This window comes from Verrucomicrobiota bacterium, from assembly GCA_016871535.1.
Taxonomy (GTDB): Bacteria; Verrucomicrobiota; Verrucomicrobiia; order Limisphaerales; family SIBE01; genus VHCZ01.
The window spans coordinates 1-22,363 of the sequence record VHCZ01000083.1; the positions used below are offsets into that span (position 1 = coordinate 1).

The 22,363-nt window shown below is 59.2% G+C and carries 19 protein-coding genes; 12 read left to right on the forward strand and 7 right to left on the reverse strand.

The features are described from left to right. Positions 1 to 291 precede the first annotated feature (291 nt). The gene (locus FJ398_12760) at positions 292 to 1,986 is read left to right on the forward strand and encodes a hypothetical protein (protein ID MBM3838811.1); all 1,695 of its coding nucleotides are present in this window, start codon (positions 292 to 294) and stop codon (positions 1,984 to 1,986) included. Between the two features lie 41 nt (positions 1,987 to 2,027). Further along, a complete protein-coding gene (locus tag FJ398_12765; GenBank protein ID MBM3838812.1) occupies positions 2,028 to 2,477 on the forward strand; it encodes a DUF5069 domain-containing protein in 450 nt (149 codons plus the stop codon). Here FJ398_12765 and FJ398_12770 read toward each other — a convergent pair. Further along, positions 2,455 to 2,763 (reverse strand): hypothetical protein, encoded by a 309-nt coding sequence (locus tag FJ398_12770; GenBank protein ID MBM3838813.1) that lies wholly within the window; start codon positions 2,761 to 2,763, stop codon positions 2,455 to 2,457. The two genes, FJ398_12765 and FJ398_12770, sit on opposite strands and share 23 nt — an antisense overlap. Then, on the reverse strand, positions 2,760 to 3,056 hold the full coding sequence (locus FJ398_12775; GenBank protein ID MBM3838814.1) for a DUF971 domain-containing protein: 297 nt from the start codon (positions 3,054 to 3,056) through the stop codon (positions 2,760 to 2,762). The genes FJ398_12770 and FJ398_12775 overlap by 4 nt, the downstream gene beginning before the upstream one ends. 158 nt (positions 3,057 to 3,214) lie before the next feature. Here FJ398_12775 and FJ398_12780 point away from each other — a divergent pair, with 158 nt between their 5' ends. The 7 genes from FJ398_12780 (at position 3,215) to FJ398_12810 (ending at position 11,353) form a co-directional block, all read left to right on the forward strand. Continuing rightward, positions 3,215 to 4,150, forward strand: coding sequence for a transporter (locus FJ398_12780; GenBank protein MBM3838815.1), 936 nt, complete (start codon positions 3,215 to 3,217; stop codon positions 4,148 to 4,150). A gap of 9 nt (positions 4,151 to 4,159) precedes the next feature. After that, positions 4,160 to 6,166 carry a cytochrome C gene (locus FJ398_12785; GenBank protein ID MBM3838816.1) on the forward strand — a complete coding sequence of 669 codons (2,007 nt, stop codon included), beginning with the start codon at positions 4,160 to 4,162 and terminating at the stop codon, positions 6,164 to 6,166. A 40-nt stretch (positions 6,167 to 6,206) separates the two neighbouring features. Beyond that, positions 6,207 to 7,442 carry a phosphate/phosphite/phosphonate ABC transporter substrate-binding protein gene (locus FJ398_12790; protein ID MBM3838817.1) on the forward strand — a complete coding sequence of 412 codons (1,236 nt, stop codon included), beginning with the start codon at positions 6,207 to 6,209 and terminating at the stop codon, positions 7,440 to 7,442. Positions 7,443 to 7,857: 415 nt separating this feature from the next. Then, positions 7,858 to 8,691, forward strand: a complete 834-nt coding sequence (gene phnC, locus FJ398_12795) for a phosphonate ABC transporter ATP-binding protein (GenBank protein ID MBM3838818.1) — start codon at positions 7,858 to 7,860, stop codon at positions 8,689 to 8,691. Then, the gene (phnE, locus tag FJ398_12800; GenBank protein ID MBM3838819.1) at positions 8,618 to 9,475 is read left to right on the forward strand and encodes a phosphonate ABC transporter, permease protein PhnE; all 858 of its coding nucleotides are present in this window, start codon (positions 8,618 to 8,620) and stop codon (positions 9,473 to 9,475) included. The genes phnC and phnE overlap by 74 nt, the downstream gene beginning before the upstream one ends. A gap of 71 nt (positions 9,476 to 9,546) precedes the next feature. Continuing rightward, complete coding sequence (locus FJ398_12805) at positions 9,547 to 10,920, forward strand: divalent metal cation transporter (GenBank protein MBM3838820.1); 1,374 nt, start codon at positions 9,547 to 9,549, stop codon at positions 10,918 to 10,920. Between the two features lie 4 nt (positions 10,921 to 10,924). Continuing rightward, entirely contained in the window at positions 10,925 to 11,353 is a 429-nt protein-coding gene (locus FJ398_12810) for a universal stress protein (GenBank protein ID MBM3838821.1), read from the forward strand. 76 nt (positions 11,354 to 11,429) lie between these two features. Here FJ398_12810 and FJ398_12815 read toward each other — a convergent pair whose 3' ends face one another. The 3 genes from FJ398_12815 to FJ398_12825 form a co-directional block, all read right to left on the reverse strand. Beyond that, entirely contained in the window at positions 11,430 to 12,704 is a 1,275-nt protein-coding gene (locus FJ398_12815; protein MBM3838822.1) for a 6-phosphofructokinase, read from the reverse strand. A 578-nt stretch (positions 12,705 to 13,282) separates the two neighbouring features. Continuing rightward, entirely contained in the window at positions 13,283 to 13,489 is a 207-nt protein-coding gene (locus FJ398_12820) for an Arc family DNA binding domain-containing protein (protein MBM3838823.1), read from the reverse strand. Positions 13,490 to 13,498: 9 nt separating this feature from the next. Next, positions 13,499 to 14,449: an SPFH domain-containing protein gene (locus tag FJ398_12825; GenBank protein MBM3838824.1), complete on the reverse strand. Its 951-nt coding sequence runs from the start codon at positions 14,447 to 14,449 to the stop codon at positions 13,499 to 13,501. A gap of 333 nt (positions 14,450 to 14,782) precedes the next feature. Between FJ398_12825 and FJ398_12830 the strand changes: the two genes are divergently transcribed. Beyond that, positions 14,783 to 15,151, forward strand: a complete 369-nt coding sequence (locus FJ398_12830) for a DUF433 domain-containing protein (GenBank protein ID MBM3838825.1) — start codon at positions 14,783 to 14,785, stop codon at positions 15,149 to 15,151. Continuing rightward, entirely contained in the window at positions 15,099 to 15,485 is a 387-nt protein-coding gene (locus FJ398_12835; protein MBM3838826.1) for a hypothetical protein, read from the forward strand. The genes FJ398_12830 and FJ398_12835 overlap by 53 nt, the downstream gene beginning before the upstream one ends. Before the next feature lie 89 nt (positions 15,486 to 15,574). Here the strand turns inward: FJ398_12835 and FJ398_12840 are convergent, their stop codons facing one another. After that, positions 15,575 to 16,297, reverse strand: coding sequence for a lipoate--protein ligase family protein (locus FJ398_12840; GenBank protein MBM3838827.1), 723 nt, complete (start codon positions 16,295 to 16,297; stop codon positions 15,575 to 15,577). A gap of 215 nt (positions 16,298 to 16,512) precedes the next feature. On the opposite strand from FJ398_12840, the gene aceE reads away from it, so the two are divergent. Beyond that, the gene (aceE, locus tag FJ398_12845; GenBank protein MBM3838828.1) at positions 16,513 to 19,218 is read left to right on the forward strand and encodes a pyruvate dehydrogenase (acetyl-transferring), homodimeric type; all 2,706 of its coding nucleotides are present in this window, start codon (positions 16,513 to 16,515) and stop codon (positions 19,216 to 19,218) included. Positions 19,219 to 19,227: 9 nt separating this feature from the next. Here the strand turns inward: aceE and FJ398_12850 are convergent, their stop codons facing one another. Next, positions 19,228 to 21,840, reverse strand: a complete 2,613-nt coding sequence (locus FJ398_12850; GenBank protein ID MBM3838829.1) for a hypothetical protein — start codon at positions 21,838 to 21,840, stop codon at positions 19,228 to 19,230. Between the last annotated feature and the right edge of the window lie 523 nt (positions 21,841 to 22,363).

Consider the following 22,363-nt stretch of genomic DNA (forward strand, 5'->3'; position numbering starts at 1 on the left):
AGTTTTGCTCCCGGCCAGTTCACCACGATCGAGGAGCATCGCCCCAAATCGCATCAAAAATATCTGCAATGGACTCCCAGCCGCATGATCCATTGGGCGGGGAAAATTGGTCCCGCTTGCGCTCAACCAAGTTTGAGCAGTTTGGAACAACGCGCCGTACCTTCACCCGGAATCTCGGGATGTTCAAGGGATCGCTGGACCAACGGCATGCTTGCATTCTGCGGCTACCGGCTTCATCCTTTGAACGTAACTTTTGGCCGGCGCAGCGTGGCGCGCGGCCTTTGATTTTGCATGAGCACACCGTCCGAGTCAGGGTCAGGGAAGATCGAGTTGGATCTCGATTTGCAATTGCTGCCCGCGTGGGCGCAGCGGCCTCCCGAGGAAAACAGGTACGCCCGGTATGAAGGGCGCGACGCAGACCCGTCTTCCCGGCGGCCTTCTCGTTTCCAGCGCGGCGAACGCCGCCCCGGCCGCGGGGATTTTCGGAAGGACCGCCCGGAGCGGCCGGGGGAGCGCAAATTCGAGAAACGTCCGCCCAGGCCCGGAGGTCCACCCCGGCCCGACGAAAGGAAGGAACGGTTTGCCCGGCGCGTCGAGGTGAGCATCAATATCATTCCGGAGGAAAAAGGCGTCGAATCGTTGGCCAAACAAATCCACTTGACCGGCCGCGCGTATCCGTTGTTTGGGGTGGCCGCGCTGGTCCTGAAACGGCCCGACCGTTACCAGGCGCGCTTCAATGTGGTGAAGGACTCGGAAGGCAAGGTCGTCCAGCCGCTCTTTGTTTGCGGGTTGGACGAAACGCTCTGGCTGTCAGAAAGGGACGCGGTCGATCACGTGCTGACCAAGCATTTCGCAACGTTTTATCAGGCGGAACGCGTGGCGACGGATCCGCCGAAGGGCACGTACACGTTCGTGGCCCAGTGCGGCATGAGCGGAACCATTCTGGGGCCGCCGAATTATCACGATTATCAAAACAAACTCCGCCGATTGCACGGGGAGCGGTTCGCGCACGTTCCGTTCGACACCTTCAAATCCCGAATCAAAATCGTCCGCGACGAGGCCGTGGTGAAGAAATGGATCGAAGAGCAAAGCTGGAAGACTGAATACGTTTGCCTCAACGTTCCCGAAGCCACCAAACTGGCGAACCTGGACGACGTGGAAAAGCACTTCCGCGAATTGCACCTTCCCATCGTCATCAAGCCGGTGGAAGCGCACACCCTTCCAGGCCACGCCGCGCTCGGTTTGCCAGACCGCTCTCTCCAAAGCGCGGTCCGCCGGGCGTTGGATGAACAGATTCGCTTTCCCCTCAAAGTCGTGAACGTTCTGAGCCAGCAATTCGCGACGCATGGCCTCCAGTTCTTCAAGGTGAACAAGACGGTCACGCACGTCGCCGTGGCGCGACCGCATTACCTGGATTTGGAAGCAACTCCGGTTTCCGACGGCATCAAACGCATCGTCGAGCTAATCAATGCCACGCCAAACTGCACGCGGCGAAAACTTCTCGAATCACTCGCTCCGAGCGCTCCGATGACTTCAGGTGAGAAGAAGGAAGGCGCGGCTCAGACTGAGACCGCTCCGCCCAGCCCGGAGGCCGCAGGCGTGGTCAGCGATTTGCACTGGCTCATTCACCAGGGCCATGTGATTGAGTTTTCGAGCGGCGTATTGGAGACGGCCAAGAAACCACTCCCGCGTCCTCCCAGACCTGAACCCGCGAACGCTCCGTTGCCAGCCGGTGAGGCTCCAGCCACACCCGCCCCGCATGCCCATGAAGACACGGGCCCGGCCACTTCCCCGCCCACTGCGGAGTTGCCAAAAGAAGCAGTGGCAAACCCTGACCCGACGACGACCCCGGATCCACGTCCAGGTGCCGGAGCGCCCGTCGCAGATGATGCGCCCTCGGGATCGAGTTCGGATCTGGGTCTTGCGACAACCGCTTCTGACGAATCGGCTGCGCCAGCCAGCCGCGTGGCCGGATCTCCAGATTAGTTTCTTCTGAAAACCAACTCCGTTCCGCCCCATCCATCTTTATGCCCTTGAATAATCCTGACCTTACAAAGCAACCTCCTCGAAGCGCGCGTGTTCGGCTGGGTGGCTATGCCATCCTGCCGCGGATGCTGGATAAGGGCCGAGCCGCCATTGCGGGCAAGAACGGGGAATACAAGTTCGCCTGCCCGCTCGACCAGCGATTCCTCCAGTTTGCCGGTGCTGATGCTGAAGCCCTGAAAGCGCAGCTCGCGGCGGGAAAATCCGACAGCGAGATTCTCGATTGGATCAACGCCAATTCAAAAACCAAGCCTTCCCCCGCCGACATCGCCGCTTGGTCCGCTCTCCAGGAACAACGCGTGCCGACTGATCCGGAATCTCGGAAGTTTTTCAATGACATCCACGCCTCCGTCGCCCCGAAGCGAACGGACATTGCGACCTGGTTCGATCTCCTGGATCTCGACGATTACGTCAGCTTCGGCGGCAAGCCGTAATCCCGCGGATGGTAGGGCGAGTCCGTCCCGGCGAGCCGCTCGACGTGACTGGAACACGTCCGACTCGGCTCCCTGGGGACAGGCTCGCCCTACCGTCTGGTTCATGGGAAGCGTCCTTGGTCTGATTACCATGCACCCGCCCCGTGAACCAGGTAGGGACGGATTCCACTCCGTCCCAGACTTTCTTGATCCATCGAGCGAAACAAATTCCAGGGACGCCGTGGAACGCGTCCCTACCGGTTTCATGGGAAGCGACAGTGAGGAAATCCGGTGGATTTCGCGTCACGCCGTGACCTTCCTGAGATAATCGAAGGAGAAAATGCCCGATGAATGTCCGTCGGCCCACACGGGCTGAATGGCGTAACTCCCGACGCGAACGATCTGGCGTAACTGGAAGGCTGCGGGCGACAACGGCTTTTCCGGCATTTTATAAACGTTCCCCATCACGTCCATTTCTCCTTTGCACCCGGCGCAAGGACAATGACGTCGGAGGTTTTCGAGAGAAACGAAGCTCTCCGAGCCATCTTCCCACTTGATGGCCAGTTCGGCTCCAATCTGTTGGATGTCCGTCGGTCGCACACAAGCAGCGTAAAGGATGCGTTCAAGCAGGTCGATCAAATCGACGAAGGAGGCGATTTCTTTGAGGCGAAAAACAAAGATAGTTTAATCTAACTTTTATAGTTGACACTAAGTATCATCCCGCGTAAATACGACCTCGCTAGAGTTCAAATCAGATCATGAAATACTGCACCATTCTCAGTCTGGTTGCGGCCGCAGCCGCTCTCCAACTAAACCTGAACGCCGCTTCGGTTCATTCCACGGACCTTCTCAAGGTGGTCAAGGCCCAAACTCCGCTCAAGCTTGATCCTCCAGGCACACCTCGAAAATTGGCGTCCGACGGCAATGTAGGGGGAATCATGGACAACTCTTTCTTCGTCGAGGAAGCCTACAATCAGGAGACTGGAGTGGTGCAGCATATCTTCAACGGCATTTATGGCGTGGACCGTCTCCCCGGACCGGACGACAAGAGCCTGGCGCTGGTCTTTACGCAAGAATGGCCGGTGTTCAGTCAGACTCACCAGTTCAGTTACACGGTGCCTTACTACTTCGCTGAAACGGCCGGCCAATCGGACAATGGATTTGGGGACGTTCTTCTCAACTACCGCTACCAGGCCTATTTCAGCGAAGACACCCTGCGCGCGTTCGCGCCGCGGTTCAGCCTCGTTCTCCCGACCGGCAACAACGACGACGGCCTTGGGGAGGATACGGTAGGATACCAATGGAACCTCCCCTTCAGCACTGCCGTGGGCGATAGCTGGTTTGCTCACGCCAACGCCGGGCTAACCTATCTGCCGGATGCAGGTCCGAGTCCAGGAAACGACCTCTTACACTACAATGTGGGCGCAAGCGCGATCTACGCGCCCACGCGGAATCTGCACTTCATGCTGGAATGGATCGGACTTTGGAACGAAGGACCAGGCGCGAGCGGCGGCCTGGAGCGTGAATTCGAGGCGATCCTCGCCCCGGGAATCCGCCGCGCATTCGATTTGGCCAACGATTCCCAATTGGTTATTGGATTGGGGGTCCCGATTGGACTTACGTCATCCGCGCCGGATTTTGGCGTCTTCCTGTACCTTTCCTTCGAACATGGATTCCTTCGGAAGCAAAAATAGTAGCTCACTATGGTCCAACCTATGAACTCGACTCTACGCACCGCGGAATTGAATGGGGAACGCCCACTGCGCCGTAGCGCAGATTTTCAATCTGCCGTATCGCAGGTTTTCAACCTGCTGGGGCTCCGGCTCCTGAGCTTGCTCTTGTTTGCGGCATTTGCACCCCCCGCGGCGCGCGCGCACATCATTCCACCGGAGAAGTTGCATCCGGTCGCCGAGGCTTATCGACGCGCGAGTTTTGTTTTGAACCTCAATCCTGTGAAATGGGATATCGCACGATCCGACAGCCTGGATCTGGCGAATTATTGGCGGAGCTTCGATCCTTTCGCGGCGGAGAAGCTCGCCAAGGAAATTGAAACCGTGATTTCCAGGGCCACGCTCGTGCCGAACGAAATCGCCCGCATCGAACCGATGCCTCGGCAGGAAGCGGCTTCCCGCGTGCTGGGCCTGTTGACCAAAGCGGTCCCGCCCATCGTCCGGGCCCATTTGCAGGAAGCCGAAAGACGGATCGCAGAGCGGACTGCCGCGCTTGACCACGTCCATCAAGCGCAGGGCGCATTCGGTGCTGTCGAAGACGTGATTCTGGCGAGCGATCCAACGGCCGGGCATCGCCTGGGCCAATGCTGGCTCAAGCTGGCCAGCGCCATTGGCAATCCGGGATTGCTCGGTGTGGGCGCGATTCAACCAGACCCGGCGTCTTTTCGCAGCGAAGCGCGGGAAATCCTGCAATACCTTGACGCCAATTACGGGGAGGATTTCAGCGTTCCGGTTGGCCGAAAGCTGGCCCCGTGGCCATTGAAGAGCTCGACTTTCAACCCGAAAGCCGCCCTGCCGATCAAGCTCCCGCCCGGAAGCAATGTGAACAAACAGATTCCGCGGCCCCGCCAGATTCTGAATATGACAGCCCGCGGCGTGGATGAATCCGAGACCGCGCTCATCGCGCTCGGTGATATGGCGTTTGACAGCGCATATATTTACGGGGAGCCGATGCGGTCGCTGGGAATGTCCTGCAACACGTGCCACAACAAGAGCATCACCAACCCGAACTTGTTCGTTCCCGGTCTGTCCGCTCGCCCCGGAGGGATGGATGTTTCCAACAGTTACTTCGCGCCACACGCCAACAACGGTCACTTTGATCCGCTGGATACGCCGGATTTGCGCGGGATCCGTTTCACGGCGCCGTACGGCCGAAACGGACGATTCGCTTCTCTGCGGGAATTTGTGCGCAACGTGATTGTCAACGAATTCAACGGGCCGGAGCCAGCCCCCATGCTGTTGGATGGCATGATTGCGTACATGAACGAATTCGAGTTCCTGTCGAATCCCGCCTTGACCAAAGACGGCCGTCTGAATGAGAGCGCGCCAGAGGCGGCCCGGCGCGGCGAAAAGATTTTCCACCGAACGTTTCCGCAAATGAACGGCAGGAGCTGCGCGACGTGCCATATCCCTTCGGCCAACTTCCTGGATCACCGCCGCCATGACATCGGAAGCGTCAAAGGCTACGAAGCCGGCTCGCGCGACCGAGCCCTGGATACCCCCACCCTGCTGAGCGCCAAATACACGCCGCCTTACTTCCATGATGGCAGTCTGCCGACCCTGCAGGCGGTCAATGAATGGTTCGACAAGACCTACGAACTCGGCCTCAGTTCCGGTGAGTTGGATGATTTGACCGCTTACGTGGAAACGGTCGGCGACGGCGTTGAAGCTTACGAAGGCACTCCGTACTATTTGGATGCCGAGATGGAGGAGTTCAGTTTCTTCCTGTCCGCTTTCGAATTCCTGGACGAGAAAAACAAACCGGAACTCATGAACGCGACTTTCCAAACCGTCGCCCTCGAAATCCGGAATCACAAATGGGAACTGCAAGACCCGGCCTCAAGACCGGTCATGGACCAATTGGCCGGAATCCTGGACGAAGCCTACGCCGCGAGCCTGGCGGGCGATCGCGCCTCGGTCCGGAATAAAGTCGAAGCCTACCGCACGTTGTACCAGGCAAATGTGGATCGGTTGAAGTAGCGCTTCGCCCGCAACAACATAATCAAATTTGACGCAGCAAATGAATAGCCACCGAGAATCCCGAGAATCGAAAGCCGGCGAGAGCGTTGCTCAAGCCGTCGCATCGTGTGCGGGCCGCCCGCACAACCGCAGCGCAGATTTGCAATCTGCTGTATCGCCGATTTCCAATCGGCAGAGCGCCCGACAGGGCAGAGCGCCTCTTGATTGGCTGGAGACCCAGCAGGTTGAAAACCTGCGATACGGCAGATTGGAAATCTGCGCTACCAGTTTGCGGCGTCTGCGCTATAGACTAGGCACTCTGCGCTTGCGAGCGCATCGCCAAGCGATTTTGGCGATCTTGGCCTGCGGCCTTCTCATGCTTCAATTTTCGACCTTCGCTCAAGAACAACCACAGGGCGGCGCCCGCAAGCACCCCTATCCCGAGAAAGTTCCGTTGAACGCCAAAGCGGAACCGCTGCGGATCGCTTTCATCTCCTACGCCAACCCGCAGACCGTCGTCAAAGACAGTGAGGCCGTGGTTCGATACCTCGGCCAGTTCGTGGGCGTACCTATCCAAAGCTCCGTCACGCTGGATTACGGATCCTCCATTGAAGCGATGCGCGGCGGCAAAGCGGATCTGGCGTTCGTCGATCCCCTGGCCTTCATGATGGCGCACGAGCAAATCGGCGCCCTGCCCTTGTTGCTGGAAGTCTATGGCTACGGCAAGCCCACTTATCACTCGTGCATTTGGGTGCGGCGCGACAGCGGCATCAACACCCTGGCGGATTTGAAAGGAAAGAACATTGCCTTTGCCGACCAGATCGACATGTCGGGACACTTGTTGCCGCGCGAGATTTTCGTCCAGGCCAGAATGCTCACCGGCAAGCGCGTGGAAGGCGAATTCTTCAAGCAAGTCTATTTTGCCGGCGGCGACGAACAGGCCATGCGTTCGGTCGCCAACCGGTTCGTGGATGCAGCCGGCGTCAGTCAGTACGCCGACCAACTGTTGCGCCTTGAAGAGCGCGATCAGGTAAAATCGATCGCGACTTCGATCGAAAGCCCGTCGCATCTCGTGATGGCTCGCAAAGGCCTGGACAAATCCGTCGCGGACCGCGTGAAGCGCGCGCTGCTGGCGCTGGAGATTTCGGACCCGAACGACAAGATCATTCTGAACAAGCTTTACGGCGTGCAAGGCTTCGCCGAGGCCAAACTGTCGGACTTTGCGGAAGTGGCCAAAATCGCGGCGCGCTACGGTTTTGTGAAGAAGCCCGAGTTGTTTGGAGCGCGCGCGCCTTGAAGAGGTGCTCCGCCTCCGGTGTTGAAGCGCTCCGACAAAATCCGAATTCCCAATTCCGCATGACGAGAGAAACCCGATTGCCGAATCCCAAATCCCGGCGCAGCAGCACGGAGCCGAGCCGAAGAGCTAGTCTGGAGGCAAACAGGCCGGAACGCGGCGTTTACGCCGCTTCCGCGTTGAGACGCTGCTGGATCATCGTTTCGGCACAATACGCTCGACACGGAAGCGGCCTCAAGGCCTGTACCTCTGTGCATGGCTTTCGCCAATCCCAAGGGGATTGCGTCCTCCAGCCCAGGGTTGCGAGGAACGAGCAACTCAAGACCGCGCTCCTGTTGCGACCGCGATTTGTATCTGCGTTGGCTTCGGATTTCGGACTTCGGAATTCTTTCGACATTCGGATTTCGTCATTCGGATTTTGCGCCTGGATTCCGAAATTGCCGAAGAACCCTCACCCGACGGGGATCGCATGATCCGCATCGAATACGTCCAGGTCCGTTTTCAGCGCGGCACGCCGGTTCTGTCTATCGACCGATTGGAGATCGAGCGAGGCGAGCGGGTCGCGGTGATCGGTCCGAGCGGCGCTGGCAAGAGCACGCTTTTGCGCAGCATCAAGGGGTATCTTCGTCCGGCCCAGGGGAAACTCGAAGTCATGGGCTCGAACCTTCTGACGGTCCGTCCCGAAGAACGCCGTGCCATCAACCGCCGCATCGCTTTGATCTATCAGCAATTTCACCTGGCACCGCGCTTGACGGTTCTGCAAAACGTCCTTTGTGGACGCCTGGGGCTGACGAGCCGCTGGCGCTCCCTGCTCGGCTTCTTCAAGCCGGAAGATCTCCGAACCGCCTGGGCCGCCATTTGCGAAGTGGGCCTGCAAAACCAGGTCCATCAACGCGCTGACACACTCAGCGGCGGAGAAAAACAACGCGTCGCGGTCGCCCGCGCCGTCGCGCAACAGCCGTCCATCATCCTGGCGGACGAACCGGTCTCAAGCCTGGACCCCGCCTGGGCCGAGGACGTGCTGGACTTGATCGGCGCGGTTCAACAGCATCACGAGGCAACGCTCGTGATGAGTTTGCATCAACCTCATCTGGCGCGGCGTTATGCCAGCCGGATCATCGGCCTGCGTCAGGGGCGCGTGGTTCTGGACGATTCTCCGGCCGCGCTGACCGACGCGAATCTGGAGGAACTTTACCGTGGAGACGACCTTATCCCCATCAACTCTGCCACCGCCAAGGCCCGGGCGAGTTAAGTGGCTTTGGATTAACACGAGCCTTGCAGCCGCGGTCCTGGCGCTTTTGGTTTGGTCCTGGAACGGCACCGGCATGAGCGTGGTGGCGCTGTCGGAATCTGGTCCGCAGATTCTGGAGTTTCTGGATCGAATGCTGCCGCCGGACCTGAGCTGGACCGAGACTCAGGCCCGTCCGTTTCTGCCGCCCTTGCGGCTGGCGGGCGAAACCATCGCCATCACACTGCAAATCTCTTTCCTGGGCACGGCCCTCGGCGCGGTCGCGGCGCTGTTCCTGGGATTCCTGGCGGCCGAGAACCTCACGCCGCACTGGGTGCATCACTCAGTCAAAATGGCGCTGGCGATCTTGCGTTCGATTCCGGTGATTGTGCTGGCTCTGTTGTTCGTGGGCGCAGTGGGGTTGGGCGCTTTCCCGGGTGTGCTGGCGATCGCGATTCACTCGGTCGGGATGCTGGGGAAGTTGTTTGCCGAAGAATGCGAGAACCTGGAGCCCGGTGTTTGGGAGGCCATGGATAGCGCCGGCGCGAACTGGTTTCAGAAGGTGCGCTTCGCCATCTGGCCGCAAGTGGCGCCGCAGATTCTGTCTCTGATCCTGTTTCGAGTGGACATGAACATCCGCGACTCGGCGGTGCTCGGCCTGGTCGGCGTGGCGGGACTGGGACTCTGGATTGAGAATTATCGGCGGGCTTTCGATTATCAGAGCGTCGCCACGATGGTGCTGGCGACGATGCTGGTTGTCCTCGGGATCGAACAAATCGGCATCCACATCCGCCGGCATCTGAAGTAGCATGTAAAGGTTAAGCGGTGGGAAGGCTGCTCTGCATTCCAGACCAGGGAGCGGCCGGGGAAAAACAAACGATGAACGCAGAGGATAAGGCTGGATCCGAAACAGACGGATGGCGCCGAGAGAGCGGTGCCCCCAGCTTGCGGGAGGTTTATCGGACGATCCCGGTTCCCAAGGAACTCAGCTTTTGGCGCAAGATGCTGGCATTTTCAGGTCCCGGCTACCTGGTCGCCGTCGGATACATGGACCCCGGCAACTGGGCCACGGACCTCGCGGGAGGCTCGCAATTCGGCTACACGCTGTTGAGCGTCATTCTGATTTCCAACCTGATGGCGATTCTCCTGCAGTCGCTGTGCGCGAAGCTGGGCATTGTGACGGGCCGCGACCTCGCGCAGGCATGCCGGGACCATTACTCGAAGCCTACGGCGATGACGCTCTGGTTGCTTTGCGAAGTGGCGATCTGCGCCTGCGACCTGGCGGAGGTCATCGGATCGGCCATCGCTCTGAATCTGCTGTTCAAGATTCCGCTGGTCTGGGGCGTTTGCATCACTGCGCTGGACGTGTTGGCGGTGATGTATCTTCAGAACAAAGGATTCCGGTATCTCGAAGCGCTCGTCATCACTTTGATCCTGACCATCGGGGGGTGTTTCCTCGCCGAAATAATTTTCTCGAAACCAGACATCGCTGGAGTCTTGACCGGATTCATTCCCAGGGCCGAGATCGTCCGGAAGACCGAAATGCTCTATGTAGCCATCGGAATCCTGGGAGCGACCGTCATGCCGCACAATCTCTATCTGCACTCTTCCATCGTCCAGACCCGGAAGTACGAGCAGAATAGCGACGGCAAAGCGGAGGCGATCAAGTTCGCCACGCTCGACTCGACGGTCGCCTTGATGTTCGCGCTCTTCATCAACGCGGCGATCCTGATCGTGTCCGCCGCGACCTTCCACACCCGTGGCCAGCACGACGTGGCCGAGATTCAGGACGCCTTCAAACTGCTCAGTCCCGCGCTCGGTGTGCCGGTGGCGAGCGTCCTGTTTGCGCTGGCTTTGCTGGCTTCGGGGCAGAATTCGACTTTGACCGGCACGCTCGCCGGGCAAATCGTCATGGAAGGGTTCCTGAATATTCGCTTGCGTCCCTGGCTGCGGCGTTTGATCACGCGCTTGATTGCGATCGTCCCGGCGGTGATCTGCACGGCGCTTTATGGCGAAAGCGGCACGGCCAGGCTGCTGGTTCTGAGCCAGGTCATCCTGAGCCTTCAATTGTCCTTCGCGGTGATCCCGCTGGTGCTGTTCACGAGCGACCGCGTCAAAATGCGTGAATTCGTCAATCCGCTTTGGGTCAAGGTTCTGGCGTGGGTGACGGCGGGATTGATCGCCTTGCTCAACGTCAAATTCCTGCTCGACTTTCTGGGAGTGATCGGCTGGTTTTCGACACTGTTCAGTTGATCCCATGTACCGAAAGATCCTCGTCGCCCTTGAGAATAGCCCGGCGGATCAAAGTCTCCTGCCGCACGTCAAGGAATTGGCGGACCGCTTCGATGCGCAACTGTTGCTGGTGCACGTGGCGGATGGCTGGGTCGCGCGAAATTTCGATCAACTCAAGCTCGCGGAATCGGAGGAGATGAAGGCAGACCGGAATTACCTGGAAAGGATGGCCGCGGACCTGCGGGCCGCCGGCTTGAAAGCTTCCGCGCACCTGGCGCTGGGCGATCCGCCTTCCGAAATCCTGAAATGCGCCGAACGCGAGCAATGCGATCTGATCGCCATGACCATGCACGGACACCGGCTCCTGGGAGATTTGATCTTCGGAAGCACCATCTCGGAAGTCCGGCACCGGAGCACGATCCCGATTCTGCTCGTCCGCGCAGCGCAAAGATAAGCCGCCGGCGCCTTACGAGCATGTTTGAAGAATCGGGCTAATGGGCGGGCTGGCAGCCCGCGCTACCCATCTGCGACTACGCCCGCGGCGAGAGTTTCTTCTCCACCGGACTCTTCTGGAGCGTGACGAATTTGGGAAGGCCGCCGTCCATGGGCAAATGAAGCTCGCCGTCGATCAAGGGGCGCGCGTATTCGATGAACGTTTCGTTGGGCAGGAACCCATCGGCGCTGATCCACTCTCGCGGCACCAAGCGCTCGACGTTGGCAATCTCCTTCAATTCCTGAAACCCGGTAGTCCAGCGGTAGGGGCTGTTTTGGTGACGGACGAGCTTCACCATGAGGCCGCTCTGGCCGTCGATGGCTGCCCGCACGGCTGCCGCGCCGCACGCGACCGCTTCCAGCACATCGGTTTCACTGGCACAATGGGCGGCGGCGCGCTGGGCATAGCCAAGTTTGACGGTTCGAGTTTTGACTTTGAGCTTCGAGGACACGATTTCGGCCACGCGTTCGGCGGCCCCGGAAAGGACCGCGTGCCCAAAAGCATCCAGCGTCCGCTCGTCGGCGGCCAGTTCTTTGCCCGCCGCGTTGCGAAGTCCCTCCCCCACGACCACAATGCAGTATTTATTCGCAGCCAGTGTCTCCTGGACCTTCGCGAGAAACCCGCTTTCATCAAAAGGAATCTCCGGCAACAAAATGATGTGAGGCGCATCGCCAGAGCTGCGCTTGGCCAGCACCGTGCCGGCCGCAATCCACCCCGCAGCGCGGCCCATGACTTCGATCAGGCAACACACGCCGCTGTCTGAAGCCATGCTGGCCGCGTCGGCCGCGATCTCCATCACCGTCGTCGCGTTGTATTTGATCGCCGAACCATAACCCGGACAATGATCCGTGTGCGGGAGATCGTTATCGATGGTCTTGGGCACGCCGATGACGCGAAGTTCGTAGGCGCGCTGGACGGCTTGTTCGTGAATTTTGTGAGCCGTGTCCTGGGAATCGTTGCCGCCGATGTAGAAAAAATACCGGATGTTGTGCGCCTGGAGAACCTGAAACAGCCGGTCCATGTCCTTGGCCGCCTGTTCGGCTTTTTTCTTGAAGTCAATTTTGTAGCGGCACGTGCCAAGCGCCGCCGCAGGCGTGTGCTTCAACCCTTCGATGACGACGCGCTTCTCCTCCTGGATATCGATCAATTCTTCATTGAGGATGCCAAGAATGCCGTTGAGTCCCCCGTAAATCTCCTCAATCAAATCCGGATACCTCCCGGCTTCCTGGATGACTCCGGCTGCGCTGGCGTTAATGACGGCCGTAGGGCCACCCGACTGCGCAACCAACAAGTTTCCGACTAGATCTGCCATATAGAGCGAAGTGAATTGTGATAGGGCAGCACCAGCCGGACGCGGCTTCCCCGCCCATGAACTTCTAAATTGAGGCGAAACCTTGCCAACCGGGGGGGGCTATGTCAAAGACGAATTCGCCTCAAGCCAGCAGTCCTTGGCGCCGCAACCAAATCGTTACAACGTTAAATCGTTACTGTGCAGACCGTGGGATTGACGACAGATCGACCGGAGAACCGTAGCGCAGATTTTCAATCTGCGGTATCGCCGATTTCCAATCGGCAGGGCGCCGGCAAGTCCCAGCGTGCTCGGACTGGGAGACGCCCCGCAGAATACATTCTGCGATACGGCAGAGTGCCACTCTGCGCTACGAGCTTTGTCGTCCATCCCGCGGACCAAGCAGTAAGGTGGGGCGAGGCTCCTGCCGAGCGAATGCCATCGAAGAAAAGCTCCCAGGAGCGTCGCTCCACCGTCGTTAACTGAGGGGGCACCAAGACTTGCTCACTCAATCTGTGTGGTGAGGCCCCGCCGAGCCGCCATCTCCGACGCTTCAGATCCCATCCAAGCGCAAAGCAAGGCTCCGAGCGTCGCCCCACCAATTACTGAATGATCGGCTTAGTGGACTCGAGCGATGCATTCTGAGGTTCGGTTTGCACGCTGGAGCTGCGCTTTCGGCGCAGCACGGCGTCGCGCAGAAGGTACTCGATCTGGCCGTTGACGCTCCGCAACTCCTGCTGCGCCCAAGCTTCCAACTCCGCCCAGAGCGCCGGATCGATCCGAATCAAGAAGCTTTTTCTTTCCGCCATGCGGCAGGATCAGTTGTAGAGCGTGCCTGTGTTGACGACCGGGTGGACTTCGGAGTCGCCGCAAAGCACCACCATGAGATTGCTCACCATGGAGGCCTTCCGTTCGTCGTCGAGTTGAACCACGTCTTTGTCCGCCAGTTCCTTCAAAGCCATATCCACCATACTGACCGCGCCGTGGACGATTTTCTGCCGCGCCGCAATCACCGCTTCGGCTTGCTGGCGGCGCAACATCGCCTGAGCGATCTCCGGAGAATACGCGAGATGGGTCAGCCTCGCCTCTTCCACCACCACTCCGGCCTTCGCCAGCCGCTCTTGCAATTCGACTCGCAACGCCTGCGAAATCTCATCCACATTGCTGCGCAGCGTGATTTCGTTGTCCTCGCCGTGATCGTAAGCGTAGCAACTGGCGACGTGACGCAGCGCCGATTCGCTCTGAACCGTGACGTAGTTCTGGTAATCGTCCACGTCGAACATCGCCTGGGCCGTGTCGTTCACTCTCCAGACGACGACGGCCGCGATCTCGATGGGATTGCCGCGTTTGTCGTTCACTTTGAGTTTCTCGCTATTAAAGTTCCGGGTGCGCAGCGAAATGGTGTTTCTCCGCCGGTGCGCCGCCTCGTGCGCTCCCGCCGCCGACCCCGAACTCGCCTTGCCTTCGCTGGAGGCGGCTGCGGCCCGTCGGCCACCGCCGCTGGCTCCATTCGAGTAGAAGGGATTTCCCCAATGAAATCCGCTCACCCGCACGGTCCCCTTGTAAGCCCCGAAGAGGACCAGCACACGCGCCTCATTAGGTTGAAGCGTGAAGAAGCCCACCATCATGATGATGCTCGAACCCAGCGTGAGGACGCCTCCAATCAGTAACCACCAATTGGGTGGCGAGCCGGATCGTGCACCCATGACGATTGCGCCAATGATCGCGGTCAGGCTGCCGAGCAGAAGGAGGATATTGATGGGAAGCATGAGCCAGCCGCTGGCGACATGGACTTCACGCTCTTGGTTGGAAACAACTTGTTCGGTTTTCATAGGACACCCTTGAAGTCGGTTATAGGTTCACTCTAGTATCTGTATGATATTACAATGAAATCTGATCCGCAAGAGGATCCTTTCGAAATCCTCACGTAACTCCAAAGGGACTTTCCAGAACGGTGGGGCGACGCTCCCGCGGAGCTTTGTATTTTCTGTCAGGGGAACGGACACGATACCTCTTCTTGAAGCTGCCCAATAAAGGTGACGCCTCAAGGCTTCCGACTGCATACTATCGATTTAGCGCCGCTCGCGTGTTGGGCGGGGACAATGCCCGAAGCCGCGTCTTGCAATCGCCGTTGGCCAGGCGCATCCTGCCACCAGCGTATGAAAAGGCTACCAAGACAGCCGGCCAAGCGCGTGGAACTCGGCAAGCAGATCGTGGCCGACCCCGAAATCTGTCATGGACAACCAACCTTCAAGGGGACGCGGATCATGGTCTGGATTGTCCTCGAACAACTCGAAGAAGGCCTGACCTGGGCAGAAATTGAACGGGAATGGGACGGCAAGGTTAAGGAGGACGCCATCGCAGAGGCGATCTCGATCGCCGATCTGGTGGTCAAACATGAACCGTTCAGGGGGTTTAATGTTGGTGCTCGACGAAAACCTGCCCGCCGGGCAACGGCAATCGCTGCGTGAGCGCCGAATTCGCTTCCGTGTGATCGGCGTGAACATCGCACCGTCCGGCACCAAGGACGAAAATCTAATTCCCTACCTTCACCGGCTGCCGAATCCGACGTTCTTCAGTTTGGACCGCAATTTCTATCGTCGGGATTGGATTCACTCCAACTATTGCCTGGTGTGGCTGGACGTGAGGAGACGGGAAGCCGCAGAATTCATCCAGCGCTTTCTGCGCCACCCCGCCTTCCATACTCAGGCCAAAAGAATGGGCGTCATAGCCCGGGTTCACGTTGAAAGCATTCATTTCTGGCGAATGCAAACAGCACGCTGGGAGACTGACGAACCTTACTGATCTCGCCGATCTGCAGCAAGGCTTGGGACAGAGTATTCCGCTGGCCGTGGCCGAGCGCACTCGCAGCAGCAGACTCCAGCCCGCCCCGGTCATGGGAATCGAAACGTCCATTCCACTTGGGAGTACTTCTCTTTCGCCATTTGCTCAATCAAGGCGGTGGGAGTTCGATCCAGGGTCTCGTTCGCGGACCAAGCGCTCCTGAGCGCTCTCTTGATCGCGTCAGCCGGGAGTTTCAAGTTCATCAGGAATTCAAGGTGCGAGCGGTTCCGGCGATACACCGGCTGCTTCGACGGCAGGAGGAGCGCGTGTTCGATCAGGCTGAGGTCGAAATCCAGAAGAAACGAACCGTGGAAGAGCAGGAATCGCCGCTTTCGCCTTTGCGCGTTCCCGGAGAACTTCCGTCCGCCGATCGCCAGATCCGTGTGCCCTTCTATCGCGACTTCCTTGTTCAGGAGCGAAGCGAGCGCGCGTTGATGGGCGCCCATGATGTGGGCATTGGCTTCGGCAATCGTGGACACGGGTCTTGATGCATCCACGCGCAAGATCAGGGTGTAGTTCAGGCAGCCTGGACCTTGCAGCACCGTGCCGCCGCCGCTGCACCGGCGCAGGATCGGGATGTGCATTTCCCGGCACCGGTCCCGTTTGACTTCCAGGCTGGCTTGGTTGGCATAGCCCAAGACGACGAAGTGCTGGTTCGGCTCCCAGACTCGGAGAATCTCGCAATCGCCGCCTTCCTCTGACCAGTCCAGCAGCGCCTCGTCGCATGCCACATTGAGTGCGGGCGTGGGGAACGAAAGGTCCAGGTATTTCATTGTGCTCGACCGCTTCTTGTGTAGTTTCTTGCGCCTTTATGACGGCCATTACGGATCCAAAATCTCGCGGCAGGAGCGCGGGCAGCCTGCCCGCGAGAGATTTCCGCGCGGGGATGCCAAATTGCGACTCGCGCCTCCGGCCAGCCTGACGTAGAAGATTGAATGCTAAGATTGGGAAGCACAAAGTGAAATCTTCACTCAGACAGAATCCGAAAATCCCGCCCGCGCACGCTGGCCAGGCTGTCCCCGCCCCGCCGGCCATTGATCTCCTGGGCGAGGACACCGGGAAATGGATCGAATCGGTGGAGAACTTGCTTGAATTCACCCTCAAGCAACAGAATTCGGAGCAAGCCTCCCTCTTCCTGGGTAATCTCATCGACCGCCTTCGACGATCCGGGGTGGCACTTCCGGCCACGGTCAGCACGCCTTACCTCAATACGATCCCGGCCGAGCGGGAGGCGCCCTTTCCGGGCGACTGGCAAGTCGAGCGCAAGATCAAGAGCTACATTCGCTGGAACGCGATGGCGATGGTCGTGAACGCGAACCGCAAGCACAGTGGGCTGGGCGGGCATATTTCGACCTACGCCTCCTGCGCGACGCTTTACGAGATTGCGTTCAACCATTTCTTCCGCGGCGCGAGCGAGGCTCATCCGGGCGACATTGTCTATTTTCAGGGCCACTCTTCGCCGGGGATTTACGCGCGCGCGTTTCTCGAACGCCGTTTGGACGAACCGCACCTGCACAATTTCCGCCAGGAACTCGCCCCCGGCGGCGGGCTTTCCTCTTACCCACACCCGTATCTGATGCCGGATTTCTGGCAGTTCCCGACCGTCTCGATGGGCCTGGGGCCGATCCTCTCCATCTACCAGGCGAGGTTCAATCGTTACCTGAAAGCGCGCGGATTCTTGAAACGCCAGGAACCGAAAGTCTGGTGCTTCGTCGGCGACGGCGAAACCGACGAGCCCGAAACGCTCGGCTCCCTGACGCTGGGGTCGCGCGAGAACCTCGACAACCTGATCTGGGTCATCAACTGCAACCTCCAGCGCCTCGACGGTCCCGTGCGCGGCAACGGGAAGATCATTCAGGAACTCGAGGCCCTGTTCCGGGGCGCAGGCTGGAACGTGATCAAAGTGATTTGGGGCTCGGATTGGGATCCGCTGATCGCCGCCGATCACTCCGGCCTCTTGCTGAAACGAATGGAGGAAGCGGTTGATGGGGATTACCAGAAGTATTCCGTGGAGCCGGGCAGTTATACGCGGAAGCATTTCTTTGGCAAATATCCGGAGTTGCTGAAGCTGGTGAATCATTTGACCGACAATCAAATTCAGAAGTTGCTCCGGGGCGGTCACGACACCAAAAAAGTTTATGCGGCGTACAAGGCGGCCGTCGAACACACCGGTTCGCCGACGGTCATTCTCGCCAAAACGATCAAGGGCTATGGCCTGGGCGAAGCCGGCGAAGGCCGCAACATCACGCACCAGCAGAAAAAGCTAAACGAGAAAGAGCTTCGCGAATTCCGGGCGCGCTTTGGAATTCCGATCAGCGACGAGGAAGTGGTCGAGACGCCGTTTTATCGTCCACCGCTCGAAAGTCCGGAGACACAGTATCTGCTGGAGCGCCGCAAGCAATTGGGGGGTTGTCTCCCGAAACGCCAGGTCACGGCTCCACCGCTGGACCCGCCCAATGCCGAAGACTACGCCGAATTCGCCAAAGGATCGGGAAAGTTCTCGGTATCGACCACCATGGCCTTCGTCCGGCTTTTGAGCGTTTTGCTCCGGCATAAGAAGATCGGTAAACACATCGTTCCGATCATCCCGGATGAGGCGCGCACGTTCGGGCTGGACGCGCTGTTCCGCGAGATCGGGATTTACGCGCACCAGGGACAGCTTTACGAACCGGTGGATAGGAAGTCTCTTCTTTACTATCACGAAACGAAAGACGGACAGATTTTGGAAGAAGGGATCACCGAAGCCGGTTCGATGTCTTCGTTCATCGCCGCCGGCACCGCTTACGCGACGCACGGCGTGAACATGATTCCGTTTTACATTTATTACTCGATGTTCGGTTTCCAGCGTGTGGGGGATTTGATGTGGCTGGCGGGCGACATCAAAGCCAAAGGTTTTTTGCTCGGAGCGACCTCGGGCCGGACCTCGCTCAACGGCGAGGGCTTGCAGCATCAAGATGGCCACAGCCTCTTGCTGGCGAGTACGATTCCGACCTTGCTGACTTACGATCCAGCCTTCGCGTACGAGGTCGCCGTAATCATCGCCGACGGCATCCGCCGGATGTATCAGCAAGGCGAAGAGATTTTCTATTACCTTGCGCTTTACAACGAAAACTACCTCATGCCGCCCATGCCGGAAGGCGTGCAGGACGGAATCTTGAAGGGCCTCTACAAGTTCAAGGCGGGCCCCGTGAATCGAAAACACAAAGCGCACCTCTTCGGCAGCGGCCCCATCATCAACGAGGCACTCCGCGCACAGGAAATCCTCGCCGAACGCTACGAGGTATCCGCCGACGTCTGGAGCGCGACGAACTACAAGTTGCTCCGCAACGATGCACTGAGTTGCCGTCGCTGGAATATGCTTCATCCGACCGAACCGCCGCGAAAGCCTCACATCCAGGCGCTGCTCGAAGGACAGCAGGGAGTGTTTGTCGCGGTCTCAGACAACCTGAAGATTGTTCCGGACCAAATCGCGCCGTGGATTCCCGGTGGCTTGACCACGCTCGGCACCGATGGCTTTGGCCGGAGCGACACGCGAGCGAATCTCCGGCGCTTCTTCGAGGTGGATGCCGAACTCACCGTGGTGGCCACGCTCAACGCCCTGGCGGAGAAAGGCGCCTTGGACAAGCACGCCGTGCATAAGGCGATTCGGGATCTGAACATTAATCCGGAGAAGCCTTACCCAACGCTTGTTTAATCGCACCCCTCAAGGCACCAATTCGGCTCGGTAAAACCGCTGCGCTTTTGCCCCGAGGAAAGAGATCGGAAGTTTCAACGGGCTCGTGGAAAGCGTTACTTTCGCAAGAAACTGCCACGACGCCGGAGAACCGAGATCCTCCCGCACTTGAATCGCCACCTGGAATCCAGCCGGGCCGGTCACGGTCCATTCACCGCTCCCGGACGCCGAAAGCGAAATCGCGGGCGCGAATTTGTAGATCGTGCCACAGGTGAACCCGCCATTGAGTGTCGGGCCGTAGAACGCCCCGTCGCTGCCTTTCACCAGGCCGGCATACGGGTTCAATCCGTCCTCGGTTCCGAGGAAGTCGTAGAGCACGCCGCAAGTGCCGCGGCTCCGGTCGAACCTGAAAATCGTCCCTGCGTTGGCACGGCCACCGTTACTCGTTGTGCCATAGAGCGCGCCGTCCGGCCCTTCGATCAGACTCGCATTCGAGGCCGGTTGCGCGCGGTCGGTGAAACTCCAAAGCGCGCGGTAGCCCGTGCCGTCTTTGTTCAATCTGTAAATCGTCCCCAAGTCGTTCGTGCCGCCGTAAACCGTCATTCCGTAGAGCGCCCCGTCGCTGGCTTCGATGGCCGGCGCAAAGGGATATCTCCCATCGCCCCCGGCGCTCGTGAAACTGCGCAGCACTCGATAATTGCTGCCGTCGCTATTGATCCGGAAGACCGTTCCAAAGTTCAGACTTCCGCCATAAGCGGTCGTGCCATAGAGCGCGCCATCGCTGCCTTTGAACAGGTTTCCGTAAGGATTGGCGCCGTCTCCTCCGGCGCCGCTGAAAGCTCGGAGCACGGTGTACCCCGTGCCGTCCGAGGTCATTCTGAAAACAATGCCTTGCTTTCCCTCGCCACCAAAAACGGTCGTGCCGCAGAGCACGCCGGGGCTGACCTCCACGAGCGCTCCGTACGGCTGCGAGCCATCACCGGCCAGGGCGGTGAAGCTGTGAATTACGCGAAAGCCTCCGCCCTCCATATTGAGTTTGAAAACGGTTCCCTGATTTGTGTTCCCGCCGCGCACCGTGGTTCCATAAAGCGCGCCGTCGCTTGCTGCGATCAGTCCAGCGTAAGGATAGGCGCCATCTCCATCGCGACCCGTGAAGACGTGCAACAGGCTGTAACCACTCCCGTCTTTGTTCAGTTTAAAGAGCGTTCCGAGATCTGCGCTGCCGCCGCCCCACGAGGTCCCGAAAAGAGAGCCGTCCCGCCCGACCAGCAGTTTGGAGTACGGCTTGAGCGAGCCTTCGCCATCGGTAAAATGATGCAACAACCCGTACCCTGAGCCGTCCTTGGCCAATTTGAAAACGCCGCCTCGACCAACGCGGCCACCGGCATTCGCCGCGCCGTAAAGCGCGCCATCGCTGCCCTCAATGATTCCACCGTAAGGGGACGCACCACCTGCTCCTCCCGACAGATGGTAAATCACGCCGAAGCCACTGCCGTCCTTGTTCAATCTGAAAACCGCGCCTTGATCGGCTTTGCCTCCAAAGGCGGTGGCGCCGTAAAGATTGCCGTCCGATCCCCAAATCAGGCTGCCGTAAAGTTGCGCACCTTCCTTGGCGGAGTTGGTGAAGTCGTGCAGCACCCGATAAGCGCTCCCATCCTTGTTCAACTTAAAGATCGCCCCTGCGTTTGTGCTTCCACTCACAGACGAAGTGCCATAGAGCGCCCCATCGCTGCCTTCGAGCAACGCCCCGTACGGATGAGTCCCGTCCCTGGCGGCCGCGTTCAAACTGCGGATCACGCGATAATTGGTGCCATCCTTGTTCAGCCGGAAAATGGTCCCTTGATTGGCTCCCCCCCCGAAGTAGGTGGTCCCGTACCACACACCGTCGCTTCCCTCGATCACCCGGCTGGAAGGTTGCACGCCATCGGCTCCCACGCTCGTGAAACTGTGCAGGACGGCATAGGCAGTTCCATCTTTGCTCAGCTTGAAAACGGTTCCAAGATTCGCCGCCCCGCCAAGATGAGAAGTCCCGTAGAGTACGCCATCGCTGCCCTCAGTCAGGCCGGCATACGGATTCGCCGCATCCCCGCTGACGGCGCCAAAGCTCCGCAGCACCGTGTACCCGGTGCCGTCTCGGTGCAGCTTGAAGAGGGTTCCCAGGTTGGTGCTGCCTCCGAGGTGAGTGGTGCCGTAAAGCAGGCCATCGCTGGCTTCGATCAGATCGGCGTAGGGAGCGGCGCCATCGCCGCTCTGCCCGGCGAATCGATGCAGCACACGGTAGCTGCTGCCATCGCGGTTGAGCTTGAACACGGTCCCTTCCAGCGCGCCGCCGCCGAGCAACGTCGTCCCGTACAGAGCCCCATCGCTGCCCTGGAGCAGCCGGGCGAAAGGGGTCGAACCAAGCTGGTCTTCCGCACAGAACGATTTGATCTTGGTCAGAGCAAACTGGTCTGCGGCGCGCGGCGCCATCGCGAGCATCCCGGTCAAAAGCAGCGCCGTTGTCAAACGCATCTCACGCGAACTGCAAGATCTCCGGACCGTCCCGCGGATTCGTTTCGCCGCAAGGAAGACAACCTTGTCCGGGGTCACTTCGTGGCCTTTACTTTTCCCAGGAGGACATCTCATCTGCACGTTCGATTCCATCGATTCCCTAAATTTCTCGACCTGGCGAGAGACGCTAAACAGTGCTTCGGGATAACGGAAGATGAAATGTGGTACTGTGCAGACCGTGGGATTGACGACAGATCGACCGGAGAACCGTAGCGCAGATTTTCAATCTGCGGTATGCCGATTTCCAATCGGCAGGGCGCCGGCAAGCCCCAGCGTGCTCGGACTGGGAGGCGCGCCACAGAATTCAATTCTGCGATACGGCAGAGTGCAACTCTGCGCTACGAGCTTTGTCGTCCATCCCGCGAACCAAGCAGTAAGTATCCCCGCAGTTACTGATCAGACCGTGGGACGACGCTGCTGCGGAGCTTTTCTTCGATGGCAGTGGCTCTGGAGCCTCGCCCCACCTTAGTGGTCCATTTCATAAATACGCTCACGTTCGCGGCAAGGGATTTTTCGGCCAGACGAGGCGCGAGCGACGAGCATATCCCGAAGTGGATCTGTAAGGAGCAAGCAACGAAGTCTGGCGAAAAAGAACTGCCGCCCTTCGGGTTGCGCC

Bases quoted from the DNA above. Each gene is read 5' to 3' on its own strand.
- FJ398_12760 (MBM3838811.1), top strand. From the start codon at position 292: ATGAGCACACCGTCCGAGTCAGGGTCAGGGAAGATCGAGTTGGATCTC.
- FJ398_12765 (MBM3838812.1), top strand. From the start codon at position 2,028: ATGCCCTTGAATAATCCTGACCTTACAAAGCAACCTCCTCGAAGCGCG.
- FJ398_12780 (MBM3838815.1), top strand. From the start codon at position 3,215: ATGAAATACTGCACCATTCTCAGTCTGGTTGCGGCCGCAGCCGCTCTC.
- FJ398_12785 (MBM3838816.1), top strand. From the start codon at position 4,160: ATGGTCCAACCTATGAACTCGACTCTACGCACCGCGGAATTGAATGGG.
- FJ398_12790 (MBM3838817.1), top strand. From the start codon at position 6,207: ATGAATAGCCACCGAGAATCCCGAGAATCGAAAGCCGGCGAGAGCGTT.
- FJ398_12805 (MBM3838820.1), top strand. From the start codon at position 9,547: ATGAACGCAGAGGATAAGGCTGGATCCGAAACAGACGGATGGCGCCGA.
- FJ398_12810 (MBM3838821.1), top strand. From the start codon at position 10,925: ATGTACCGAAAGATCCTCGTCGCCCTTGAGAATAGCCCGGCGGATCAA.
- FJ398_12815 (MBM3838822.1), bottom strand. From the start codon at position 12,704: ATGGCAGATCTAGTCGGAAACTTGTTGGTTGCGCAGTCGGGTGGCCCT.
- FJ398_12820 (MBM3838823.1), bottom strand. From the start codon at position 13,489: ATGGCGGAAAGAAAAAGCTTCTTGATTCGGATCGATCCGGCGCTCTGG.
- FJ398_12825 (MBM3838824.1), bottom strand. From the start codon at position 14,449: ATGCTTCCCATCAATATCCTCCTTCTGCTCGGCAGCCTGACCGCGATC.
- FJ398_12830 (MBM3838825.1), top strand. From the start codon at position 14,783: ATGCCCGAAGCCGCGTCTTGCAATCGCCGTTGGCCAGGCGCATCCTGC.
- FJ398_12835 (MBM3838826.1), top strand. From the start codon at position 15,099: ATGTTGGTGCTCGACGAAAACCTGCCCGCCGGGCAACGGCAATCGCTG.
- FJ398_12840 (MBM3838827.1), bottom strand. From the start codon at position 16,297: ATGAAATACCTGGACCTTTCGTTCCCCACGCCCGCACTCAATGTGGCA.
- FJ398_12850 (MBM3838829.1), bottom strand. From the start codon at position 21,840: ATGGAATCGAACGTGCAGATGAGATGTCCTCCTGGGAAAAGTAAAGGC.